Below are 20,685 nucleotides of genomic sequence, written 5' to 3'. Positions count from 1 at the left end.
GTGCTCCCCCAGAGGGGGGACCCCCAGATCGCAAGGCGCCGGAGCGCTCTCGATGGGGGTGCCCCCGCGCGAGCGAAGCCGAGCGTGGGGGAGGAGCTACTAGGGCGTTTCGGCAACGCGGCGAGCGTGCGTGCCAGGCGTCGCGCGCCCGGCCGGGGATGTGACACAGGCTCTAAGGTGGAGGACATGACAGACCAGGTCACCGCGGCGGACTCGGGCAGCAGCCCGGACATCCCGGGCAAGCCCACATCCGCGTCCCGCACCACCCTCAGCCACATCATGGGCCACAACGACACCAACCTGTTGGGCACGGTGCACGGCGGTGTGATCATGAAGCTTGTGGACGACGCGGCGGGCGCCGTGGCCGGCCGGCACTCCGGCGGGCCCGCCGTGACCGCGTCCATGGACGAGATGGCGTTCCTGGAGCCGGTCCGGGTCGGCGACCTCGTCCATGTGAAGGCCCAGGTGAACTGGACCGGCCGGACCTCGATGGAGGTCGGCGTCCGGGTGCTGGCCGAGCGCTGGAACGAGTCCGCCCCGGCCACCCAGGTCGGCTCGGCCTACCTGGTCTTCGCCGCCGTCGACGCCGACGGCAAACCCCGCCCGGTCCCCCCGGTCGTCCCGGAGACGGAACGCGACGAACGCCGCTACCAGGAGGCCCAGATCCGCCGCACCCACCGCCTGGCCCGCCGCCGCGCGATCAGGGAACTGCGCGAGCGACGGGTGGCGGAGGGGCTGGAGGACTGAGCCGGACGGCCCGCGGGGGCCGTTACGGCAGGTTGCGCGCCATGACGATCCGCTGGACCTGGTTGGTGCCCTCGTAGATCTGGGTGATCTTGGCGTCGCGCATCATGCGCTCCACCGGGTAGTCACGGGTGTAGCCGTAGCCGCCGAGGAGCTGGACGGCGTCCGTGGTGACCTCCATCGCGACGTCCGAGGCGAAGCACTTGGCGGCCGCGCCCTGGAAGGTGAGGTCGGAGTCGAGGCGTTCGGAGGCGGCCGCGGCCTGGTAGGTGAGGGCGCGGGCGGCCTCGATCTTCATGGCCATGTCGGCGAGCATGAACTGGATGCCCTGGAAGTCGGCGATCGCCTTGCCGAACTGCTTGCGCTCCTGGACATAGCCCTTGGCGTAGTCGAACGCGCCCTGGGCGACGCCCAGCGCCTGGGCGGCGATCGTGATGCGGGTGTGGTCCAGGGTCTTCATCGCGGTCGCGAAGCCGGTGCCCTCCTCGCCGATCATGCGGTCCGCCGGGATGCGCACGTTGTCGAGGTAGACCTCGCGGGTCGGGGAGCCCTTGATGCCCAGCTTCTTCTCCGGGGCGCCGAAGGAGACTCCCGGGTCGGACTTCTCCACGACGAAGGCCGAGATGCCCTTGGTGCGCTTGGTGGGGTCGGTCACGGCCATCACCGTGTAGTACTCGCTCACGCCGGCGTTGGTGATCCAGCGCTTCACGCCGTTCAGGATCCAGTGGTCGCCGTCGCGGACCGCCTTGGTCTTCATGCCGCCCGCGTCCGAGCCCGCGTCCGGCTCGGAGAGGGCGTACGAGAACATCGCGTCGCCCTTGGCCAGCGGCGTCAGGTACTTCTTCTTCAGGTCCTCGGAGCCGGAGAGGATCACCGGGAGCGAGCCCAGCTTGTTCACCGCGGGGATGAGGGAGGAGGACACGCAGGCGCGGGCCACCTCCTCGATGACGATCACCGTCGCCAGGGCGTCCGCGCCCGCGCCGCCGTACGACTCGGGTACGTGCACCGCGTGCAGATCGCTCGCCACCAGCGCGTCCAGCGCCTCCTGCGGGAAGCGGGCCTCCTCGTCCACCGCGGCGGCGTACGGCGCGATCTTCGCCTCGGACAGCGAGCGGATGGCGTCGCGGAGCATGTCGTGCTCCTCGGACGGGCGGTACAGGTCGAAGTCAGCCGATCCGGACAAGGTGTCTCACGCTCCAAATACGCTGCGGTTCACGACGCTAATTACCGTTAAGTAACTCAAATTTTAGGGGCCCTCCCGACCGAGTGGCACGTGAGTTTGGCGACAAGGGGCACCCCCGTCAAGATCTGCCCGGTGAGGGGCCACGACATGCCCCGACTATGCTCGGGCGCGCAGTGTCGGCATCCCCCGTCTGGAGCATTCATGGCCCTCAAGATCACCGTGATCGGCACCGGCTATCTCGGCGCCACGCACGCCGCGGCCATGGCCGAGCTGGGCTTCGAGGTGCTCGCTCTCGACGTCGTGCCAGAGAAGATCGAGATGCTCGAGCGCGGCGAGACCCCGATGTACGAGCCGGGGCTCGAGGAGCTGCTGCGCCGGCATGTCGCCGGGTTCGAGGGGACCAGCGGGCGGCTGCGGTTCACCCAGGACTGGGCCGAGGTGGGGGCCTTCGGCGACGTCCACTTCGTCTGCGTGAACACTCCGCAGAAGCACGGCGAGTACGCCGCCGACATGTCGTACATCGAGTCCGCGATCGCGTCCCTCGCTCCGCATCTGACGCGGCCCGCCCTCGTCGTCGGCAAGTCGACCGTGCCCGTGGGAACCGCCGAGCGGCTGGCCCGGACGATCGTCGAGCTGGCGCCCGCCGGGGAGGACGCCGAGCTCGCCTGGAACCCGGAGTTCCTGCGGGAGGGCTTCGCGGTCCAGGACACGCTGCACCCGGACCGGATCGTCGTCGGGGTGCGCAGCGAGCGGGCCGAGGCGGTGCTGCGGCAGGTGTACGAGACGCCGGTCGGGGAAGGGACGCCGTTCGTCGTCACGGACTTCCCCACCGCCGAGCTGGTGAAGACCGCGGCGAACTCCTTCCTCGCCACCAAGATCTCCTTCATCAACGCCATGGCGGAGGTGTGCGAGGCCGGCGGCGGCGACGTCGCCAAGCTGGCCGAGGCCATCGGCTACGACGACCGGATCGGCAAGAAGTTCCTGCGGGCCGGGATCGGCTTCGGCGGCGGCTGTCTGCCCAAGGACATCCGCGCCTTCATGGCCCGCGCCGGTGAGCTGGGCGCCGACCAGGCGCTCACCTTCCTGCGCGAGATCGACTCGATCAACATGCGCCAGCGCGGTCGGATGGTCGAGCTGGCCCGGCAGGCGCTGGGCGGCGGGTCCTTCCTGGGCAAGCGGGTCGCCGTGCTCGGCGCCACCTTCAAGCCCGACTCGGACGACGTCCGGGACTCGCCCGCCCTCAACGTCGCCGGGCAGATCCACCTCCAGGGCGGACAGGTCACGGTGTACGACCCGAAGGGGATGGCGAACGCCCGCCGGGTCTTCCCGACCCTCGGCTACGCCGACTCGGCCCTGGAGGCCGTACGGGGCGCCGACGTCGTCCTGCACCTCACCGAGTGGCGGGAGTTCCGGGAGCTGGACCCGGCGGTGCTCGGCGAGGTCGCGACGAGCCGGCTGATCCTCGACGGCCGCAACGCGCTCGACCCCGTGCTGTGGCGCAAGGCCGGGTGGACCTACCGGGCGATGGGACGCCCGACCGCATAGCCGCATCCACCGCATCCGTCGCGGGCGCACAGCGACGCCGGTTCGGCCGAGGCTCAGTCGGCCGAACCGGCGTCTTGTTGCATTCTGCACCACAGACCTGTGCGGCGAGTGGTGAACTACTTCGCGCGGTAGCGGCGCATCTTGGCCCGCGCCCCGCACACCTGCATCGAGCACCAGCGGCCCCGGCCCGCCGGACTGCGGTCGTAGTACGCCCAGTGGCAGGTCACGGCCTCGCAGGCCTTCAGCCGGGTCCAGGTGCCCGCGATCAGCGCGGCCGCCACGGCGGCGGCCGTCCGGGAGAGCAGCGGGGCGCCGTCCGCGGGGGTCAGACGAGCTGAGCCGTCGGTCTCGTCGACGGTCACCAGCAGGGGCGCGGACGCCAGCAGCTCGCCCAGCGGGGCGACCTCGCGGTGCGGTGCGTGGCCCGCGTGGGCGAGCAGGGCCACGCGCAGGGACTCGCGCAGCTCACGGGCGCGCGCCAGGTCGTCCTCGTCGTCGGTGAGCCCGAACCGCGCCCGGCCGTCCGCCGTGTCCAGCGAGTCGGCGCCCGACTCCAGGTCCAGCGTGTTCACCAGGGACTCCACCAGGGCCAGTTCCCCGGGGGCGGCCGATCGCGCATTCATGCTTGCGACGTTACCTCCCATGCGGGAGCATGCAGTAACCGTTACCTTCTAGCGGCCGTATCAGGTAACCCGAGGAGGAGTCATGGCTCTCGCCGAGCTGGGTGTCGTCGTCCTGGACTGTCCCGACCCGCGTGCGCTCGCCCGTTTCTACGCCGAGGTGCTGGGCGGCAGCGTCGAGAGCGACGACGGGGAGTGGGTGGATGTGAAGGTGCCCGGCGGTCACTCGCTGGCCTTCCAGGCCGCACCCGGGTTCGTGCCGCCCGCGTGGCCCGCGCCCGAGCACTCGCAGCAGTTCCATCTGGACCTCACCGTCGACGACCTGGACGCGGCCGAGCGGGGTGTGCTCGCGCTGGGCGCGAAGCCGCTGGACACGGAGGACCGCTCGCGCGGCTGGCGGGTGTACGCGGATCCGGCCGGGCACCCGTTCTGTCTGTGCACGTCCTGAAACCGCCCGGACTGTCGAAACCGCCGGCCTTCGAGTCAGGAGAATTCATGTCGCCCGTCGCCCGTTTCCGCAACGTCGTGCTCGACTGTCCCGATCCGCGTGCGCTCGCCGAGTTCTACGCGGCGGTCGTGGGCGGCGTCCCCGAGTGGGAGGAAGGGGAGGAGGACTGGGTCGTCCTCCAGGTGCCCGGCGGTCCCCGGCTCGGCTTCCAGGAGGTCGCGCAGTACACCCCGCCGGAATGGCCGCGCTCCGACCGCAACGGGCAGCAGTTCCACATCGACCTCGACGCCGGCTCCACCTGGGCGGAGATCGACGCGGCCCACGAGCGGGTGCTGGCGCTGGGCGCGCGGCCGCTGGACCTTCAGGACCGGGAGAAGAAGGACTTCCAGGTGTACGCCGATCCGGCGGGCCATCCGTTCTGTCTGTGCCGGATCGAGAAGCCCCTGACCTGAGCGGATCAGCCGTCCAGGTGGGCGATGCGCGCCGTCGAGGGCTCCCGGCGTTCCTGTGCCGCTCGGGAGGCGAAGTCCGCCGTGCGGAGGACGCGCTGCATGTTTCCCCAGGTCAGCAGGGCGATGTCGGGGTCCGGCCAGCCTCGGTGGAGCAGCTCGGCGATCAGGTGCGGGTAGCCGGAGGCGTCGGCGAGGCCCTGCGGGTGGGCGGCTCCCGAGTCGTAGGTGCCGGACAGGCCGACGCAGCCCGGGCCGGCGATCGCGCGGACATGGTCGAGATGGTCGGCGACGTCCCGGACGCTCGGGCCGGTCTGCTCGGCGGTCAGCGGCACCAGGCACAGGCCCTTGGCCGCACCCAGCTCGGCCAGCAGCCCGTCGGGCAGGTTGTCGGGGTGGGGGCGCAGGGCGCGGGCGGCGGAGCGGGTGCACAGGACCGGCGTCTTGGAGAGCGTGAGGGCACGGCTGACGGTGGTGTCGGAGGCGCCGGAGAGGTCGGCGAGGACGCCGAGCCGGTTCATCTCGCGCACGACCTCCTCGCCGAACCGGGTCAGCCCCGCCTCGCTCGCCCAGGTGGTGCCGGAGAGGGTCAGGACACGCAGTCCGAGGGAGTGCAGGACGCGCAGGATGCCGAGCGAGTCGTCGAGCGCGGCGGCCGTGGCCGGGCCCAGGACGACGGCGACCCGGCCGCAGTTGCGGGCGTCGATGACCTGCCCGGCGGTGCGGGCCAGCCGCAGCCCGTCGGGGTGCGTGGCGATCACCGACCGGACGAGGTCCAGCTGCTCCAGGGTCGCGCCGACGGCCCGGTCGGCGGCGAGCCCGTCGGGCAGGTGCAGCGACCAGAGCAGCGCGCCGACGTGGCCTTCGCGCAGCCGGGGCACATCGGTGTCGACGGCGCTCTCGCCGAGCTGGAGGTCGTACCAGGGCAGATGGCGCAGGGCCCAGGGCAGTCCGCTGTAGCCGTCGGCGACGGGGTGAGCGGCGAGGAGGGCACGGGCGCGGTCCAGCGGGCTGGTCTCGGGCTCGGGTGCGACCGGGGTGACAGGGGTGACCGGCGAGACTGGGGTGCCCGGCGAGACCGGCGAGACCGGGGTGAAGGCGACGGCCGCCCGCACGTCATCGCCGCGTTCGTCGCCTTCGTCATCGCGTTCGCCGCGCTCGTCATGGCGTTTATCGCGTTTGTCGCGTTCGTCGTCGCGGTCGCCGGCCTCGGGAAGGGTGTGCAGCTCGTCCTGGAGGTCGGCCATGGCGGTCTCCGTACGTTCGATCAGCAGTACGGTCACCGTCGCACGGCGGGCGGCGCGCTTCCTGGTGGACGGGGCGTTCGGGGGTAACCGGCGTCCCCGGCGGCCCCGTCCACGGTGCGGGTCAGCCGTCCAGTGACTCGATCGTCGCGTTGGACGGTGCGCGGGCCGTCCGCAGGTCACGGGCGACGTCCTCCGCCGCGCCCAGCACCCGGACCGCGTTCTGCCAGGTCAGCTTGGCGAGGTCGGGCCTGGACCAGCCGCGGTCGAGCAGCTCCGCGATCAGGTTGGGGTAGCCGGAGACGTCGTCGAGGCCGTCGGGGGTGAAGGCCGTGCCGTCGTAGTCGCCGCCGATGCCGAGATGGTCGATGCCGGCGACCTCGCGCATGTGGTCGAGGTGGTCGGCGACCGTGGCGACGGTGGCGACGGGACGGGGGTGGGTCTCCTCGAAGGCCCGGTGGACCTTCATCGCCTCCGGGGTGGTGGCGAGGTGGTGGAAGCCGTGGGCGCGCATGTTGTCGTCGGCCGCGGCCGTCCAGTCGACCGCCGCCTGCAGGACGAACTTCGGCACGAACGTCACCATCGCCATGCCCCCGTTGACGGGCAGGCGCTCCAGGACGTCGTCCGGGATGTTGCGGGGGTGGTCGCAGACCGCACGCGACGAGGAGTGGGAGAAGATCACCGGCGCGGCGGTCGCGTCCAGCGCGTCCCGCATCGTCGTCGCGGCCACGTGCGAGAGGTCGACCAGCATGCCCTCGCGGTTCATCTCGCGCACGACCTCGCGGCCGAACGCGGACAGACCGCCGACCCCGGGCTCGTCGGTCGCGGAGTCCGCCCAGTCCACGTTGTCGTTGTGGGTGAGCGTCAGGTAGCGCACGCCGAGCGCGTACAGGCCGCGCAGGGTGCCGAGCGAGTTGGCGATGGAGTGACCGCCCTCCGCGCCCATCAGCGAGGCGATCCGGCCCTCCGCCCGGGCGGCCTGCATGTCGGCGGCGGTGAACGCGGCCCTGAGGTGCTGCGGGTTGCGGGCGATGAGCTGCCGTACGCAGTCGATCTGTTCCAGCGTCGCCGGGACCGCGTCGGGCAGGTCCGAGCGCACGAACACGGACCAGTACTGCGCGCCGACGCCGCCCTCGCGCAGCCGGGGGATGTCGGTGTGCAGATGGCCGTGCTGGTGCGCGGCGATGTCGCGGGCGTCGAGGTCGTAGCGGACCGGCTGCTCGCGCAGCGCCCAGGGCAGGTCGTTGTGGCCGTCGACGACCGGGAACTCGCGCAGGAGTTCGCGGGCGGCGGCCAGGGAGGTCGGCTCCGTCACTTCGCGCGTCACTTCCCGAAGCCGAAGCCGTTCGAGCCCTCGACCTTGGCGCGCAGGCGCTTGCCCTTCTCGGTGGCCTGGTCGTTGAGCTCCTGCTGGAAGTCGCGCATCCGGGCCTGCAGATCCTGGTCGTGGGCGGCGAGGATGCGGACGGCGAGCAGGCCCGCGTTGCGCGCGCCGGCGACCGAGACGGTGGCGACGGGGACGCCGGCCGGCATCTGCACGATGGACAGCAGCGAGTCCATGCCGTCCAGGTACTTCAGCGGCACGGGCACGCCGATGACCGGGAGCGGGGTCACGGAGGCGAGCATGCCGGGCAGGTGGGCGGCGCCCCCGGCGCCGGCGATGACGACCTTCAGTCCCCGCTCGGCCGCCTGCTCGCCGTAGGCGACCATCTCGCGCGGCATGCGGTGCGCGGAGACGACGTCGACCTCGTAGTCGATCTCGAACTCGTCGAGGGCCTGCGCGGCGGCCTCCATGACGGGCCAGTCGGAGTCCGACCCCATGACGATGCCTACGACGGGGCCTGCAACAGGGCTCATTCGGTGATCGTGCCTCTCAGGTAACCGGCTGCGTGACGGGCGCGTTCGAGGACGTCGTCCAGGTCGTCGCCGTAGGTGTTGACGTGGCCCACCTTGCGGCCGGGCTTCACGTCCTTGCCGTACATGTGGATCTTCAGCTTGGGGTCGCGGGCCATGCAGTGCAGGTACGCGGAGTACATGTCCGGGTAGTCGCCGCCCAGGACGTTGACCATGACCGTCCACTTCGCGCGCGGGCGCGGGTCGCCCAGGGGCAGGTCGAGGACCGCGCGGACGTGGTTGGCGAACTGGGACGTGATCGCACCGTCCTGGCTCCAGTGACCCGAGTTGTGCGGGCGCATGGCCAGTTCGTTGACGAGGATGCGGCCGTCGCGGGTCTGGAACAGCTCGACGGCGAGGTGGCCCACCACGTTCAGTTCCTTGGCGATGCGCAGCGCCATCTCCTCGGCCTTCAGGGCGAGGGTCTCGTCCAGGTCGGGGGCCGGGGCTATGACCGTGTCACAGACGCCGTTCACCTGCTGCGACTCGACGACCGGGTAGGCGACGGCCTGGCCGTGCGGGGAGCGGACGACGTTGGCGGCGAGCTCGCGGACGTAGTCGACCTTCTCCTCCGCCAGCACGGGGACGCCGGCCCGGAAGGGGTCCGCCGCCTCCTCGACCGAGTCGACGACCCACACGCCCTTGCCGTCGTAGCCGCCGCGGACGGTCTTGAGGACCACCGGGAAGCCCTCGCCCTCGGCGGCGAACGCGACGACGTCCGCCGGGTCGGTCACGATCCGGTGCCTGGGGCACGGGACGCCGATCGCGTCGAGCTTCGCGCGCATCACCCCCTTGTCCTGGGCGTGCACGAGCGCGTCGGGGCCCGGGCGGACGGGGATGCCGTCCGCCTCCAGCGCCCTGAGGTGCTCGGTGGGTACGTGTTCGTGATCGAAAGTGATCACATCGCACCCGCGTGCGAACTCACGCAGCGTGTCGAGATCGCGGTAGTCGCCGATGACGACATCGCTCACGACCTGCGCCGCGGAATCCTGTGGGGTGTCACTGAGGAGCTTGAACCTGATGCCGAGCGGGATGCCTGCCTCGTGTGTCATACGAGCGAGCTGGCCTCCGCCGACCATGCCGACTACCGGGAACGTCACGCCCCCAGGGTATCGGCCACGCCACCGCGGCCGAATTCCGTGCCTCTTACCCGGCCCTTCCCCGCCTCATACCGTTTGTTTCCCCGCATCTCCCCCGCTGGTCACGGGCCCGTGAGGTGGACCACAGGAAACCGACAAGAGTGGTGGTTAGCATGGTTGGGTTGACGAAACCGGACCCGGACGGGGGCCTGTACGACCATGGCACATGGTTCCTCGGGGCTGAAGAGGATCGTCCGAGAGCTGGCCAAGTTCGGTGCCGTGGGCGGCGCGGGAGTGCTGGTCAACCTCGGAGTGTTCAACTTTGTACGGCATGTCACCGATCTGCAGGTGGTGCGGGCGAGTGTCATAGCCACCGTCGTGGCCATCGTCTTCAACTACGTCGGGTTCCGCTACTTCACCTACCGTGACCGCGACAAGAGCGGGCGCACGAAGGAACTGACGCTGTTCCTGCTGTTCAGCGCGGTGGGCCTGGTGATCGAGAACGGGCTGCTGTTCGCGGCGACGTACGGGTTCGGGTGGGACAGCCCGCTGCAGAGCAATGTCTTCAAGTTCGTCGGGATCGGCGTCGCGACGCTGTTCCGGTTCTGGTCGTACCGCACCTGGGTGTTCCGCACGCTGCCGGCCAAGGAGGCCGTGGCCAGCGCGGAGTCGTTCCTGGAGCCGAAGGCCACGCAGCGCGTGAGCTGAAGGACGGCTACCTGACCGTCTGCTCGTCGTCGTCCTGTGCGCGCTTCTGCGGGGCCGTGCGGGACAGGAACAGGCCGAAGACGGGGGGCTGGGCCTGGAGCATCTCCAGACGGCCGCCGTCGGCCTCCGCGAGGTCGCGGGCGACGGCGAGGCCGATGCCCGTGGAGTTGCGGCCGCTGATCGCCCGCTCGAAGATCCGGGCCCCCAGGTCGGCCGGCACGCCGGAGCCCTCGTCCGTCACCTCGACCACGGCCTGGTTGCCGGTGACGCGGGTGCGCAGCGCCACCGTGCCGCCGCCGTGCATGAGGGAGTTCTCGATCAGCGCGGCCAGCACCTGGGCCACCGCGCCGGGCGTGCCCACCGCACGCAGATGACGCTTCCCCGAGCTGACGATGGCCCGGCCCACCCCGCGGTAGGCGGGACGCCACTCGGCGAGCTGCTGCTGGATGACCTCGTCGAGGTCGAAGGTGACCGCCGAGCCGGTACGCGGGTCCCGGGCGTTGGTCAGGAGCCGTTCCACGACGTCCGTCAGCCGCTCCACCTGCGTCAACGCGATCGTCGCCTCCTCCTTCACCGTGTCCGGGTCGTCGGTGAGGGTGATCTCCTCCAGGCGCATGGAGAGCGCGGTGAGGGGCGTGCGGAGCTGGTGGGAGGCGTCCGCCGCGAGCCGGCGCTCCGCGGTGAGCATCCGGGCGATGCGCTCCGCCGAGGCGTCGAGGACGTCCGCGACCCGGTCCAGCTCGGGGACCGAGTACCGCTTGTGACGGGGGCGCGGGTCGCCCGACCCCAGGCGTTCCGCGGTCTCCGCGAGGTCGGTCAGCGGGGAGGCGAGGCGGTTGGCCTGGCGGATGGCCAGCAGCACGGCGGCGATCACCGCGAGCAGGGCCACCAGACCGATGATCAGCAGGGTGCGGCCGACCTCCCGGGTCACCGTGGAGCGCGGCTCCTGGACCAGGACGGTCTCGCCCTCCTCGCCGGTGGCCCGCGCCTCGATGACGTCGCCCTCGGGTTTGACGCCGACCTGGATGGCCGTCCGGCCGGGGATCCGGATCTCGGCGTAACGGTCCTGGGTGACCTGGTCGCGCAGTATGTCGGCGGTGACGTTCTCCGAGCCCACCAGCCGGCTGTCCACGATGCTGGCCAGCCGCAGCGCCTCGGAGTCCACCCGCTCCTGCGCGCTGTTGCTGATGGTGCGCGTCTCGACGATGACGAGGGACACCCCGAACACGGCGATGACGACGAGCACGACGGCGAGGGTGGACTGGATCAGTCGGCGGCGCATGTCCTCAACAACCCGCTAGAACCTGCTTGCGGAAATCTGTGTGCGGAAACCTGTGTGCGGAAACCTGTGTGCGGAAACCTGTGTGCGGAGACCTGTGTGCGGAGGAGTTCAGCTCTTCTCGAAGCGGAAGCCGACACCGCGCACGGTGGCGATGTAGCGAGGATTGGCCGCGTCGTCGCCGAGCTTCTTGCGCAGCCAGGAGATGTGCATGTCGAGCGTCTTGGTCGACGACCACCATGTGGTGTCCCAGACCTCGCGCATCAGCTGGTCGCGGGTGACGACCCGTCCCGCGTCCCGCACCAGGACCCGCAGCAGGTCGAACTCCTTGGCCGTGAGCTGGAGTTCCTCCTCGCCCATCCAGGCGCGGTGCGACTCGACGTCGATGCGCACGCCGTGGGTGGCCGGCGGCTGCGCGGGCTCGGACGCGCCGCGCCGCAGCAGGGCCCGGACCCGGGCGAGCAGCTCGGCCAGCCGGAAGGGCTTGGTGACGTAGTCGTCGGCGCCCGCGTCCAGACCGACGACGGTGTCCACCTCGTCGGCGCGCGCGGTCAGGATGAGGATCGGAATGGCGTGCCCCTCGGAGCGCAGCCGACGGGCCACCTCCAGGCCGTCCATGCCGGGCAGACCGAGGTCCAGCACGACCAGGTCGACGCCGCCCTGCATTCCGGCGTCGAGCGCGGTGGGGCCGTCCTCGCGCACCTCGACCTCGTAGCCTTCCCGGCGCAGTGCGCGAGCCAGGGGCTCCGAGATGGACGCGTCGTCCTCGGCGAGCAGTACTCGGGTCATGAGCTGATGGTAGTCCGCACCGGGCAAGGGCCGAAGTGTGATCGCCCACGCCGTTTCTTACCAACGGACATGCCGGACAGCCGCGGCGCGCCGGACGGGAGTCGGCTGGTACGGACCTACGGTCCAGGGATGGCATCCTGGTACAGACCTTCAAAACCCCGATCAGGGTTCCTTGATCACCTGTGATCCGTGTCTCAAGTCCTTCCATATCCGGCGTTGTCCTGCCGTATGGTGAAAGAACGCCTGTAGCACGCAGGGACCTTTGGCGGTCTGTTTGACGCCGAGGGTCTCTTTTGCGTGCGGGCCGGATCCCGCCGGCCTTGAAAGGAATGACCTGTGGCCGGGCCCCCGATGCGGGGGCGTGGATCCCGGTGGTCGCCGTCCGCCGCTCCGAGACCCGGAGCGGACTCCCCCCGGGCGTGGGGGTGGACGACACGGTCCGCCGGTGCCGGCCGCCCCCCACCGGGCGCGCGACGCTCCAACGCAGCGCGTCCCGAGCAGCAAGGAACGACATGGCGTCCAGCCTGACGAAGGACTCGGTCCGCCCGGGCACCCCCGGCTCCGGGAAGACCTTCTTCGGCCACCCCCGCGGACTGGCCACTCTCTTCATGACCGAGATGTGGGAGCGTTTCTCCTACTACGGCATGCGAGCCCTGCTCCCCCTGTACCTGGTCGCTCCCGGCGGCCTGCACCTCAGCGCCTCGACGGCGACCGCGATCTACTCGGTCTACCTGTCGCTCGTGTACCTGCTCGCCCTGCCCGGCGGCTGGTTCGCGGACCGTGTGCTCGGCCCCCGCAAGACCGTCGCCGTCGCCGGCGCGGTCATCATGCTCGGCCACCTGACGCTCGCCCTGCCGAACTCCGGCACCTTCTACGCGGGCCTCGGCCTGGTCGCCATCGGCTCCGGCCTGCTGAAGGCCAACATCTCGACGATGGTCGGCCACCTCTACGACGGCCCCGACGACCCGCGCCGCGACGGTGGCTTCACGCTGTTCTACATCGGCATCAACATGGGCGCGTTCGCCGCGCCGCTGGTCATCGGCACCATCGGCGAGAACGTCAACTGGCACCTGGGCTTCGCGCTCGCCGCGCTCGGCATGGCGCTGGGCCTCGCCCAGTTCCTGCTCGGCAGCCGTCACCTGAGCTCCCGCTCGGACGTCGTCCCCACGCCGCTGTCCGCGCAGGAGAAGGCGACCACGCTGCGGAAGGCCGCGTTCTGGGCGGCCGTCGCGATCGTCTTCTACGCCGTCGTGGGCGTCTCCGGCGTCTACACGCTGAACTGGCTGCTGGTCCCGATCACCGTCGCCGGTCTGGTCATCCCGGTCCTCGTCATCGCCCGGATGAAGCGGGACAAGGAGCTGGACCGCGCCGAGCAGTCCAAGCTGACCGCGTACGTCTGGTTCTTCGTGGCCGCGGCCGTGTTCTGGATGATCTACGACCAGGGCGGCTCGACGCTGTCCCTGTTCGCGGACTCCTCGGCGGAGAACAGCGTCTTCGGCTGGGACTTCCCGGTCTCCTGGTACCAGTCGGTCAACCCGGTCCTGATCATGGCCCTGGCCCCGCTGTTCGCCTGGGCCTGGCTGGCGCTGGCCCGGCGCGGCAAGGAGCCGAGCACCGCGACGAAGTTCTCGATGGGCCTGGTGCTGATCGGCGCGTCCTTCTTCCTCTTCCTGGCCCCGCTGTCGATCGCCGAGGGCGGTCACAAGGCGGCCGCGCTGTGGCTGGCCGCGATCTACTTCGTGCAGACCGTCGGTGAGCTGACCGTGTCCCCGGTGGGTCTGTCGGTCACCACGAAGATGGCTCCCGCGAAGTACGCCTCGCAGATGATGGGCGTCTGGTTCCTGGCGGTCACCGCCGGTGACGCCACGACCGGCCTGCTGTCCATCGCCGGCGTCGACCTCAACAAGACGGGGATAGTGGCCCTGGAGGCCGTGCTCGCCGTCGTCGCGGGTGTGGCGGTGTGGATGTACCGCAAGAAGGTGAAGGAACTGATGGGCGACGTCCACTGACGTCGGTCTGTCTCTTCTGCGGAGGGCCGCCGTACCCCGGGTGGGTACGGCGGCCCTCCTCTGTTTCGTTTGCGGGTGCGGGCTGGTTGTGGCTGGTCGCGCAGTTCCCCGCGCCCCTTAAGCGGCTCGCCCTGCCCTCTTGCGCGGCATGAAGGTGAAGACCGCGCTGCCCAGCAGGATCGCCGTGCCCGCCACCAGGCCCAGGGCCTTCAGGGCGCCGTGGTCGCCGGAGCCCGTCTCCGCGAGGCCGCCGCTCGTGGACGTGGACCCGCCCGAGGACGAACCGCTCCCGCCGGACGCGCCGCTCGCCTGCTCGTCCGTGTTCAGGGTCAGGGAGACGGCCGTCTTGTCCGGGGTGCAGGTGGTGGTCGTGCCCGCGGCCTCGATCGTGAGGACGCCCGGGGACAGCGTGGACTCACCGGTCGCGCCGGGCTTGTAGGTGCCGACGAGGTCCGGGATCTCGATCGGCTGGCCCTGCGGGATCGCCGCGGAGTTCAGCGGGCCCTCCACCTTCACCGAGCCGGTGTCCGCACCGCCGAGCGTGACCTGCATGGTCGGCTTCACCTTGCCGGCCGGGATGTCGATCGGGCTGTCCATCACCGACTTCTTGAACTGCACGGTGAGGTCGTAACTCCCGCTGTTCTTCTTGGCGTTGATCTGGATCGGCGAGGTCGCCTTCTTCACGCCGAGGGGCGTGTCGCAGGTGTAGGGGATGTCGACGACCTTGCCGGTGAAGTCGGTCTGGCCGTCGCCGGTCGCCGAGGCGGACGGGCCGGCCGAGGACGACGATGACGGTGACGCCGAGTTGCTGGGCGAGGTGGACGTGCTCGGCGACGTCGACCCGGACGGCGAGCCCGAGCTCGAACCGCCGCCCGCGGCGGTCACGGTGATGGTCGCCGCGGGCTGGACGGGCTCCGTCGGCGCGCACTTGGTGTCCGTCGACAGCGCGTTGACGACGTACGCGCCCGGGGTCAGCGTCACCTGTCCGACCGCCGTCAGTTTCAGCGTGCCCGTCATGTCGGACAGCACCATGTCGCCGCCCTTGGGGATCGCCGGGTTCGTGCGCGTCCCCACCATCGCGATGTCCGCGGTCTGTGCGCCGGCCGCCTTGAGGGTGCCGGACGGCTGGACCGTGTCGGCGGGCAGGTCGATGATGTCGGGGTTCTTCGACGCGGCCTGCGTGAACTTCCACACGATGTCCACGGTGTCGCCGACCTTCGCCGTGGCCGGTGCGGTGATCTCGACCTTGGTGGTGCCGTTGACGTCGGGCAGCCCGATGCCCGCGGGCGGGATGCACTTGGTCGCGTAGGCCACCTCGGCGGCCTGCGCCTGCCCGGCGGTCACGCCCAGCAGGACGGCCGCCCCGGTGAGCATGACGGCGGCGGCCGCGGACGCCGCGCTCTTGCGCGTCCTGCGCGCGGGCGCACGGTCGGGTGGTGTGGCTCTCTCACTCACGTGTTTCCCTTCCTGCCGGGAGTCGTGGGAGTCGTGTCGGTCGTACGACTCTCCGGACTCGTCGATCGCTCTTCGTGCGGTGCGGAGAGCCGGCCCGTCGCGGCCGTGCCCGGACCGGTGTCCGGGCCGAACCACGGCAGGGTCGTGTTCGGGGCGGTGGTGGGCGGTGCGGGAGCCGGCGCCGATGCCCGGCCTCTGCGCCAGGGCGCGCGGGCGGGCCGGCGGGCCGCGTGGCGTGGGCGTACCCGGTCGACGACCGCCATCCCGATGCGGAAGAGCGCCGTCGGCACCACCACGCAGAGCAGGATCCAGAACAGGGTCACGCCCCAGGGGCGGCTCACGCCCCACGGCTGTTCGGCCAGGACCTTCCCGCCGTACTTCAGGGAGACGGTGTAGTCGCCGTGGGCGCCGGCGCCGAGTTCGACGGGCAGTTCGACGCGGGCCTTCTCGCCGGGGTCGATCGTGCCGCGCCACTGCCGCTCGTCCCACTGCGGGGAGAACACGCCGTGGGCGGTGCCGACCTGGAAGACGGGGTTCTCCACGGCCGCGGTGCCGACGTTGCCGACGGTGAAGACCAGCGTGCGGTCGGGCGGCGCCCCGAACCAGGTGAGGAGGCCGTCGGAGCCGTCGAGCCGGGTGTCGCTGAGCACGGAGAGGCGTCCGCCGGCCGTCTGTTCGGGCAGCGGTTCGACCGGGTGCCCGGCGACCTGGAACACCGCGTCGGCCTGCGCCTTCGCGCCGGTCGCGGTGGCCACGTGCACCACGCAGGGGCACGGCACCGGCGGCTCGGCCACCGGCAGGGTCCGGCTGAAGCGGCCGTCGGCGTCGGTGGTGACGGCGCGGCCGTCGGCGTTGGCGCAGGAGTTGGTGCCGCCGATCACGCCCCGGGCGGGGGTCGCCTGCCCGCAGAGCAGCAGCATCAGCAGCGTGCGCGGGCGCCAGCCGCTGCCGCTGACGGTGATCGAACCGCCCGTGCCCGCCTGCGCCTCGGAGAGCTTGACCACCGGCTTGTCGGCGGCGAAGGCCGCACCGGCCGACGGCAACGGGAGCAGGAGCAGGAACAGGAGCGCGGCCAGGGCCGGCGCCGTCATCCGCGGCTTGCCTCTCACGACAACGCTCCCCCTCGGCTCGGCTTTCGGCGACGACGACGTCTTCGTACGGCCGCGACGACGGCCGCGGCCGACAGCGCACCGGCCGCCGCCGTGCCCGCCGTCGCGCCCCGGGGCACGAACCGCGCCGAGGCCCGCCCGGTGGCCTCGGTCGCGCCGGGAGCGGTGACCGTCAGACGCACGGTGACGGCGTCCAGGGCCGGGCGGTCGGGCCACGGTTCGTCGAGCTTCAGACGGCGGCCCGGGGGCAGCCGGACGGGCAGGGTGCGCGGGGCGCGGTCGAGGACGGCGCCGAGGACCCCGTCCGCGTGCACGGCCAGCCGCGGAACGAGGGCCGTCGTCCCGCGGTTGACCAGCTCGTAGGTGATGCGGTCGCCGCGCACGGCCACGTGCTCGACGGTCAGCGCGGCCAGCTCCGGACCGCCGACCCGGATCAGCAGCCGGACGGCGCTCTCGCGGCCGGTGGAGTCCCGTACGACGATCTCGCCGGCGCGGTCGCCGGGGCGGGCGTCCGCCGGGACCGTCACGGTGAAGGGCACCTCGGCGCGGGTGCGGGCGGGGATGCCGAGGCCCGCGTCGGCCGGTCCGGCGAAGGCGACCCGCAGGCCGCCGGTACCGGTGCCGGCGGCGCGCAGCCGTACGGTGAGCGGCTGCGCGCCCCGGTTGGTCACGGCGACCGTGTCCTCGATCACCGCCCCGGGAGCGCCCTCCGCGTAGAAGGACGGCCGTCCGCCGCCCGCGGGCGCGGCCGACCAACCGGCGGCGGCAGCGGAGGCCGGAGCGGGAGCGGGGGTGGGAGCGGGGGTGGCCGCCGACAACAGCGGCAGGGAGACCAACAGGGCACGGGCGGCAACGGCGGCGGTGGCGTACGGCATCGGCGGCTCCAGCACTTCCACGAAGGTCCGGTCAGCGGCGGGCGCGCGCCGTCTGGCCCCGCCTGGTCAGCCACAGCGCGCCCGCCGCGCCCGCGAGCAGCACCGTGCCGCCGAGGGTGCCGAGGGCGATCGCGGAGTCCTCGGGCCCGGTCTGCGGGAGCGCCTCGGAGTCGTCCGATCCGCCGTCGCTGCTCGTGCCGCCGCCCGCCGCCGTCACGTCGAGGGTGAGGGACGGGCCCGGGGAGTTGGAGGGCGTGCAGGTCGTCGTCGTGCCGAGCGCCTTGATGGTGAGCACGCCGGCCGTGAAGGTGACCTTGCCGGACGCCTTCGGGGTGTACGTGCCGCTCAGGTCGTTGATCTTGATGGGGGTGTTCTCGGGGATCGCGGCCTGGTTGGCGGCACCGGTGACGGTCAGGGTGCCGCTGTCGGCGCCGCCCAGCTTGATCGTGGCGCTCGGCTTCATCGCGCCCGCGCCGAGTTCGATGGGGCTGGAGGAGACGCCTTTCTGCCAGGACATGGTGATCTTGTAGCCGCTGCCGCTCTTGACGCCCTTGATGTCGATGGGCGAGACGGCGCTCTTGGCGCCGATGGGCGTCACACAGCCGTAGTTGACGTTCACGACCTCGGCCATGGCCACCGGGGCGGCCATCCACACCGCCGAGCCGGCCAGGGCCGCGGCAGTCGCGAGCGCGGCGGTTCGCTTCCGGTTCGACACGGTCCGTCCCCTCACTCCCACCGCCCCGCCCTTACTGACGAGGCATCAGATTGAGCCGTCAAGGTACGCCCGGGGCGATGAGGAGGGAAGAGAACGTACGCGCCGGAGTTGTGACGATCCGGCGCACGGCTTCAGGGGGTTTCGGGGACACCGGGGGACGCCCGGGAACGCCCGGGCGCACCCTCAGGGGGTCGGGCGTTCGCCTCTGGATGTCGGGTACTTGAATCGGACGTCAGCCACTTGCCTTCGGACGTCAGGCCGGGGCGCCCAACTCCGCCCAGACCGTTTTGCCCGCGACGCCCGGGGTGCGTACGACGCCCCAGTCCAGGCAGAGGCGCTGGACGATGAACATGCCGTGTCCGCCCGGGCGGCCCGCGCGGTGCGGGGTGCGTGGGGCGGGCTGGCCCGTGCCGCGGTCTGAGACCTCGACGCGGATCACCTTGTTGTCGCAGCCGATGACCATCGCGTCCGGCCCCTCGGCGTGCAGACACGCGTTGGTGACCAGTTCGGAGACGACGAGCAGCACGTCCTCCGCGGCGGCGCGCCGGTCGGCGGCGGCGGCGGGCAGCCAGCCCCAGGCGTACAGCGCCTGACGGGCGAAGTCGCGGGCCAGCGGGACGACCCCGCCGCCGCCGTCGAAGTCCAGCCGCCGTACCTGGCGGCCGCCGGACGACCCGGACGCCCCGGAAGCGCCGTAAGGCCGGGTGGTGCTCATCAGCGCTTCACCTCACCGCTTCACCGATTCACTTCACCGGTTCACAATTCAGAAGTCGAGTCTCTACAGATTCTGTACGAAGTACGCAGTACTTGGCGCCTGGTCCCTGGTCTCTGGTTCCTCGTACCCAATACGCAGCCCGACGGCGTTTGCGTCGGACCTGCCGCCGACATGTTCGGGCTCAGGATGTCTCCTGCCCGGGGGAACCGGTGGAACACCCTCCCCTTGCCGACAGTCGGTGAAGGTCAGCCGTCGTCCGCCAGGGCCGCCTGCACCGTGGCGTGCACGGTGAAGACCGCGTCCGCGCCGGTGATCTCGAAGACCCGCGCCACCACGGGCAGCATCCCCGCCAGATGGACCCCGCCACCGGCCGCCTCCGCCTTCAGACGGGCGCCGAGCAGCACGTTCAGCCCTGTGGAGTCGCAGAACTCCAGGCGCGTGCAGTCCACGACCAGGCGACTGAGCCCCTTGGAGAGGCATTCCTCGAGTGGCTCACGCAACAGATCGGCGGTGTGGTGATCCAACTCACCCGCCGGGGTCACGACGGCGCTGGAGCCCTCTTCCCGCACCTCGACCAGAAGCCGGCCAGACTGTGCGCTGCCGACCGTCCCGCGGTCCATGCCGTGTCTCTCCCGGGGTCGCGAACTGCTTACTGACGCCCTCGAACCCTACGCCCTGGGCCCGCACGCCAACACCTGAACAATCACACACAAACGGACATAACTCCACAAAAGCCACTTGCGATCGGTCGAGTAAAGCGGGTAGGGCTAGTAGGGACACGCAATCGACCACGGCCGGCTTTGGAGGCGCCGCACACCGTAGTGCACTCACCGGCTTCGGCAGCCATAACGCCGAGAACGATGGAGGACATCCATGTCACCCCGGCTCGACGCACCGCATGCACCGCCTACCCGCGGAGCGACGTCGACACCCCCTCCGGAACAAGAACATCTGGAACCCATCGCACACAACGCGGTGCAGGACGTCGACCCCACCGACGCCCTCGCCGGACTTCCGGAGATCCCCCCGTACGACGAGATCGGCCCGGTCGACGCAAGGGCCCTGTCCAAGACCCTGTTCGCGCGCCTCGAGTCCCTCGAAGAGGGCACACACGACTACGCGTACGTCCGCAACACGCTCGTCGAACTGAACCTCGCGCTGGTCAGGTTCGCCGCCTCCCGCTTCCGCTCCCGCAGCGAGCCGATGGAGGACATCGTCCAGGTCGGCACCATCGGCCTGATCAAGGCGATCGACCGCTTCGAGCTGTCGCGCGGCGTCGAGTTCCCGACCTTCGCGATGCCGACCATCATCGGCGAGATCAAGCGCTTCTTCCGTGACACCTCGTGGTCGGTGCGCGTTCCGCGCCGACTCCAGGAGCTGCGGCTCGACCTGGCCAAGGCGGGCGACGAACTGGCCCAGAAGCTGGACCGGTCGCCCACCGTCGGCGAACTGGCCGAGCGCCTCGGCCTCTCCCACGACGAGGTCGTCGAGGGCATGGCGGCGTCGAACGCGTACACGGCCTCCTCGCTGGACGCGCAGCCGGAGGAGGACGACGCGGAAGGCGCCCTCGCCGACCGCATCGGCTACGAGGACCACGGCCTCGAAGGCATCGAGTACGTCGAGTCGTTGAAGCCGCTGATCGCCGAACTCCACTCCCGCGACCGGCAGATCCTCTCCCTCCGCTTCGTCGCCGGCCTGACCCAGTCGGAGATCGGCGAGGAACTCGGCATCTCCCAGATGCACGTCTCACGGCTGCTGTCCCGGACGCTGGTACGGCTGCGGAACGGACTGACGCTGGAGGAATGACGGAGGCGGACGGCGAGGCG

General features: G+C 71.2%; 21 protein-coding genes. 7 read left to right on the top strand and 14 right to left on the bottom strand.

The genetic code is table 11. From position 1 onward, the window contains the following. Positions 1-186 precede the first annotated feature (186 nt). On the top strand, positions 187-747 hold the full coding sequence (locus ACWD4O_RS32590) for an acyl-CoA thioesterase (RefSeq protein WP_451285394.1): 561 nt from the start codon (positions 187-189) through the stop codon (positions 745-747). A gap of 22 nt (positions 748-769) precedes the next feature. Here the strand turns inward: ACWD4O_RS32590 and ACWD4O_RS32585 are convergent, their stop codons facing one another. Continuing rightward, a complete protein-coding gene (locus tag ACWD4O_RS32585; protein WP_351918218.1) occupies positions 770-1,927 on the bottom strand; it encodes an acyl-CoA dehydrogenase family protein in 1,158 nt (385 codons plus the stop codon). Positions 1,928-2,128: 201 nt separating this feature from the next. Here ACWD4O_RS32585 and ACWD4O_RS32580 point away from each other — a divergent pair, with 201 nt between their 5' ends. Then, positions 2,129-3,472, top strand: a complete 1,344-nt coding sequence (locus ACWD4O_RS32580) for a UDP-glucose dehydrogenase family protein (protein WP_451285392.1) — start codon at positions 2,129-2,131, stop codon at positions 3,470-3,472. A gap of 116 nt (positions 3,473-3,588) precedes the next feature. Here ACWD4O_RS32580 and ACWD4O_RS32575 read toward each other — a convergent pair whose 3' ends face one another. Then, positions 3,589-4,095: a CGNR zinc finger domain-containing protein gene (locus ACWD4O_RS32575; protein ID WP_451285390.1), complete on the bottom strand. Its 507-nt coding sequence runs from the start codon at positions 4,093-4,095 to the stop codon at positions 3,589-3,591. 82 nt (positions 4,096-4,177) lie between these two features. On the opposite strand from ACWD4O_RS32575, the gene ACWD4O_RS32570 reads away from it, so the two are divergent. After that, on the top strand, positions 4,178-4,540 hold the full coding sequence (locus ACWD4O_RS32570; protein ID WP_451285388.1) for a VOC family protein: 363 nt from the start codon (positions 4,178-4,180) through the stop codon (positions 4,538-4,540). 47 nt (positions 4,541-4,587) lie between these two features. Then, positions 4,588-4,992 carry a VOC family protein gene (locus ACWD4O_RS32565; protein WP_451285386.1) on the top strand — a complete coding sequence of 135 codons (405 nt, stop codon included), beginning with the start codon at positions 4,588-4,590 and terminating at the stop codon, positions 4,990-4,992. A 5-nt stretch (positions 4,993-4,997) separates the two neighbouring features. On the opposite strand, the gene ACWD4O_RS32560 is transcribed toward ACWD4O_RS32565, so the two are convergent. The 4 genes from ACWD4O_RS32560 to ACWD4O_RS32545 form a co-directional block, all read right to left on the bottom strand. Then, complete coding sequence (locus ACWD4O_RS32560) at positions 4,998-6,236, bottom strand: dipeptidase (protein ID WP_451285454.1); 1,239 nt, start codon at positions 6,234-6,236, stop codon at positions 4,998-5,000. 121 nt (positions 6,237-6,357) lie between these two features. Next, positions 6,358-7,548, bottom strand: coding sequence for a dipeptidase (locus tag ACWD4O_RS32555; protein WP_451285452.1), 1,191 nt, complete (start codon positions 7,546-7,548; stop codon positions 6,358-6,360). An 8-nt stretch (positions 7,549-7,556) separates the two neighbouring features. Continuing rightward, positions 7,557-8,090, bottom strand: a complete 534-nt coding sequence (gene purE / locus ACWD4O_RS32550) for a 5-(carboxyamino)imidazole ribonucleotide mutase (RefSeq protein WP_351918230.1) — start codon at positions 8,088-8,090, stop codon at positions 7,557-7,559. After that, positions 8,087-9,226, bottom strand: coding sequence for a 5-(carboxyamino)imidazole ribonucleotide synthase (locus ACWD4O_RS32545; protein ID WP_451285384.1), 1,140 nt, complete (start codon positions 9,224-9,226; stop codon positions 8,087-8,089). The genes purE and ACWD4O_RS32545 overlap by 4 nt, the downstream gene beginning before the upstream one ends. 198 nt (positions 9,227-9,424) lie before the next feature. Here ACWD4O_RS32545 and ACWD4O_RS32540 point away from each other — a divergent pair, with 198 nt between their 5' ends. Beyond that, positions 9,425-9,913: a GtrA family protein gene (locus tag ACWD4O_RS32540; protein ID WP_451285382.1), complete on the top strand. Its 489-nt coding sequence runs from the start codon at positions 9,425-9,427 to the stop codon at positions 9,911-9,913. Between the two features lie 7 nt (positions 9,914-9,920). On the opposite strand, the gene ACWD4O_RS32535 is transcribed toward ACWD4O_RS32540, so the two are convergent. Together ACWD4O_RS32535 and ACWD4O_RS32530 are read right to left on the bottom strand one after the other, a co-directional pair. Then, the gene (locus tag ACWD4O_RS32535; RefSeq protein WP_451285379.1) at positions 9,921-11,195 is read right to left on the bottom strand and encodes an ATP-binding protein; all 1,275 of its coding nucleotides are present in this window, start codon (positions 11,193-11,195) and stop codon (positions 9,921-9,923) included. 108 nt (positions 11,196-11,303) lie between these two features. Continuing rightward, positions 11,304-11,981, bottom strand: coding sequence for a response regulator transcription factor (locus ACWD4O_RS32530; protein ID WP_351918238.1), 678 nt, complete (start codon positions 11,979-11,981; stop codon positions 11,304-11,306). Between the two features lie 512 nt (positions 11,982-12,493). On the opposite strand from ACWD4O_RS32530, the gene ACWD4O_RS32525 reads away from it, so the two are divergent. Next, positions 12,494-13,990: an oligopeptide:H+ symporter gene (locus ACWD4O_RS32525; RefSeq protein WP_451285378.1), complete on the top strand. Its 1,497-nt coding sequence runs from the start codon at positions 12,494-12,496 to the stop codon at positions 13,988-13,990. A gap of 117 nt (positions 13,991-14,107) precedes the next feature. Here ACWD4O_RS32525 and ACWD4O_RS32520 read toward each other — a convergent pair whose 3' ends face one another. The 6 genes from ACWD4O_RS32520 to ACWD4O_RS32495 form a co-directional block, all read right to left on the bottom strand. Further along, positions 14,108-15,364, bottom strand: coding sequence for a hypothetical protein (locus ACWD4O_RS32520; protein WP_451285450.1), 1,257 nt, complete (start codon positions 15,362-15,364; stop codon positions 14,108-14,110). Positions 15,365-15,441: 77 nt separating this feature from the next. Further along, positions 15,442-16,536 carry a hypothetical protein gene (locus tag ACWD4O_RS32515; RefSeq protein ID WP_451285448.1) on the bottom strand — a complete coding sequence of 365 codons (1,095 nt, stop codon included), beginning with the start codon at positions 16,534-16,536 and terminating at the stop codon, positions 15,442-15,444. Between the two features lie 14 nt (positions 16,537-16,550). Continuing rightward, positions 16,551-17,429, bottom strand: a complete 879-nt coding sequence (locus ACWD4O_RS32510; protein ID WP_451285376.1) for a COG1470 family protein — start codon at positions 17,427-17,429, stop codon at positions 16,551-16,553. A 31-nt stretch (positions 17,430-17,460) separates the two neighbouring features. Next, complete coding sequence (locus tag ACWD4O_RS32505) at positions 17,461-18,144, bottom strand: LPXTG cell wall anchor domain-containing protein (protein ID WP_451285374.1); 684 nt, start codon at positions 18,142-18,144, stop codon at positions 17,461-17,463. A gap of 253 nt (positions 18,145-18,397) precedes the next feature. After that, on the bottom strand, positions 18,398-18,859 hold the full coding sequence (locus ACWD4O_RS32500) for an ATP-binding protein (protein WP_451285372.1): 462 nt from the start codon (positions 18,857-18,859) through the stop codon (positions 18,398-18,400). A 245-nt stretch (positions 18,860-19,104) separates the two neighbouring features. Beyond that, complete coding sequence (locus tag ACWD4O_RS32495; protein WP_351919198.1) at positions 19,105-19,479, bottom strand: STAS domain-containing protein; 375 nt, start codon at positions 19,477-19,479, stop codon at positions 19,105-19,107. A gap of 253 nt (positions 19,480-19,732) precedes the next feature. Here ACWD4O_RS32495 and ACWD4O_RS32490 point away from each other — a divergent pair, with 253 nt between their 5' ends. Then, the gene (locus ACWD4O_RS32490; RefSeq protein WP_451285370.1) at positions 19,733-20,665 is read left to right on the top strand and encodes an RNA polymerase sigma factor SigF; all 933 of its coding nucleotides are present in this window, start codon (positions 19,733-19,735) and stop codon (positions 20,663-20,665) included. The last annotated feature ends 20 nt before the right edge of the window (positions 20,666-20,685 follow it).

This window comes from Streptomyces sp. NPDC002623, assembly GCF_053592635.1.
This window is presented reverse-complemented; position numbering and strand designations above follow the sequence as displayed.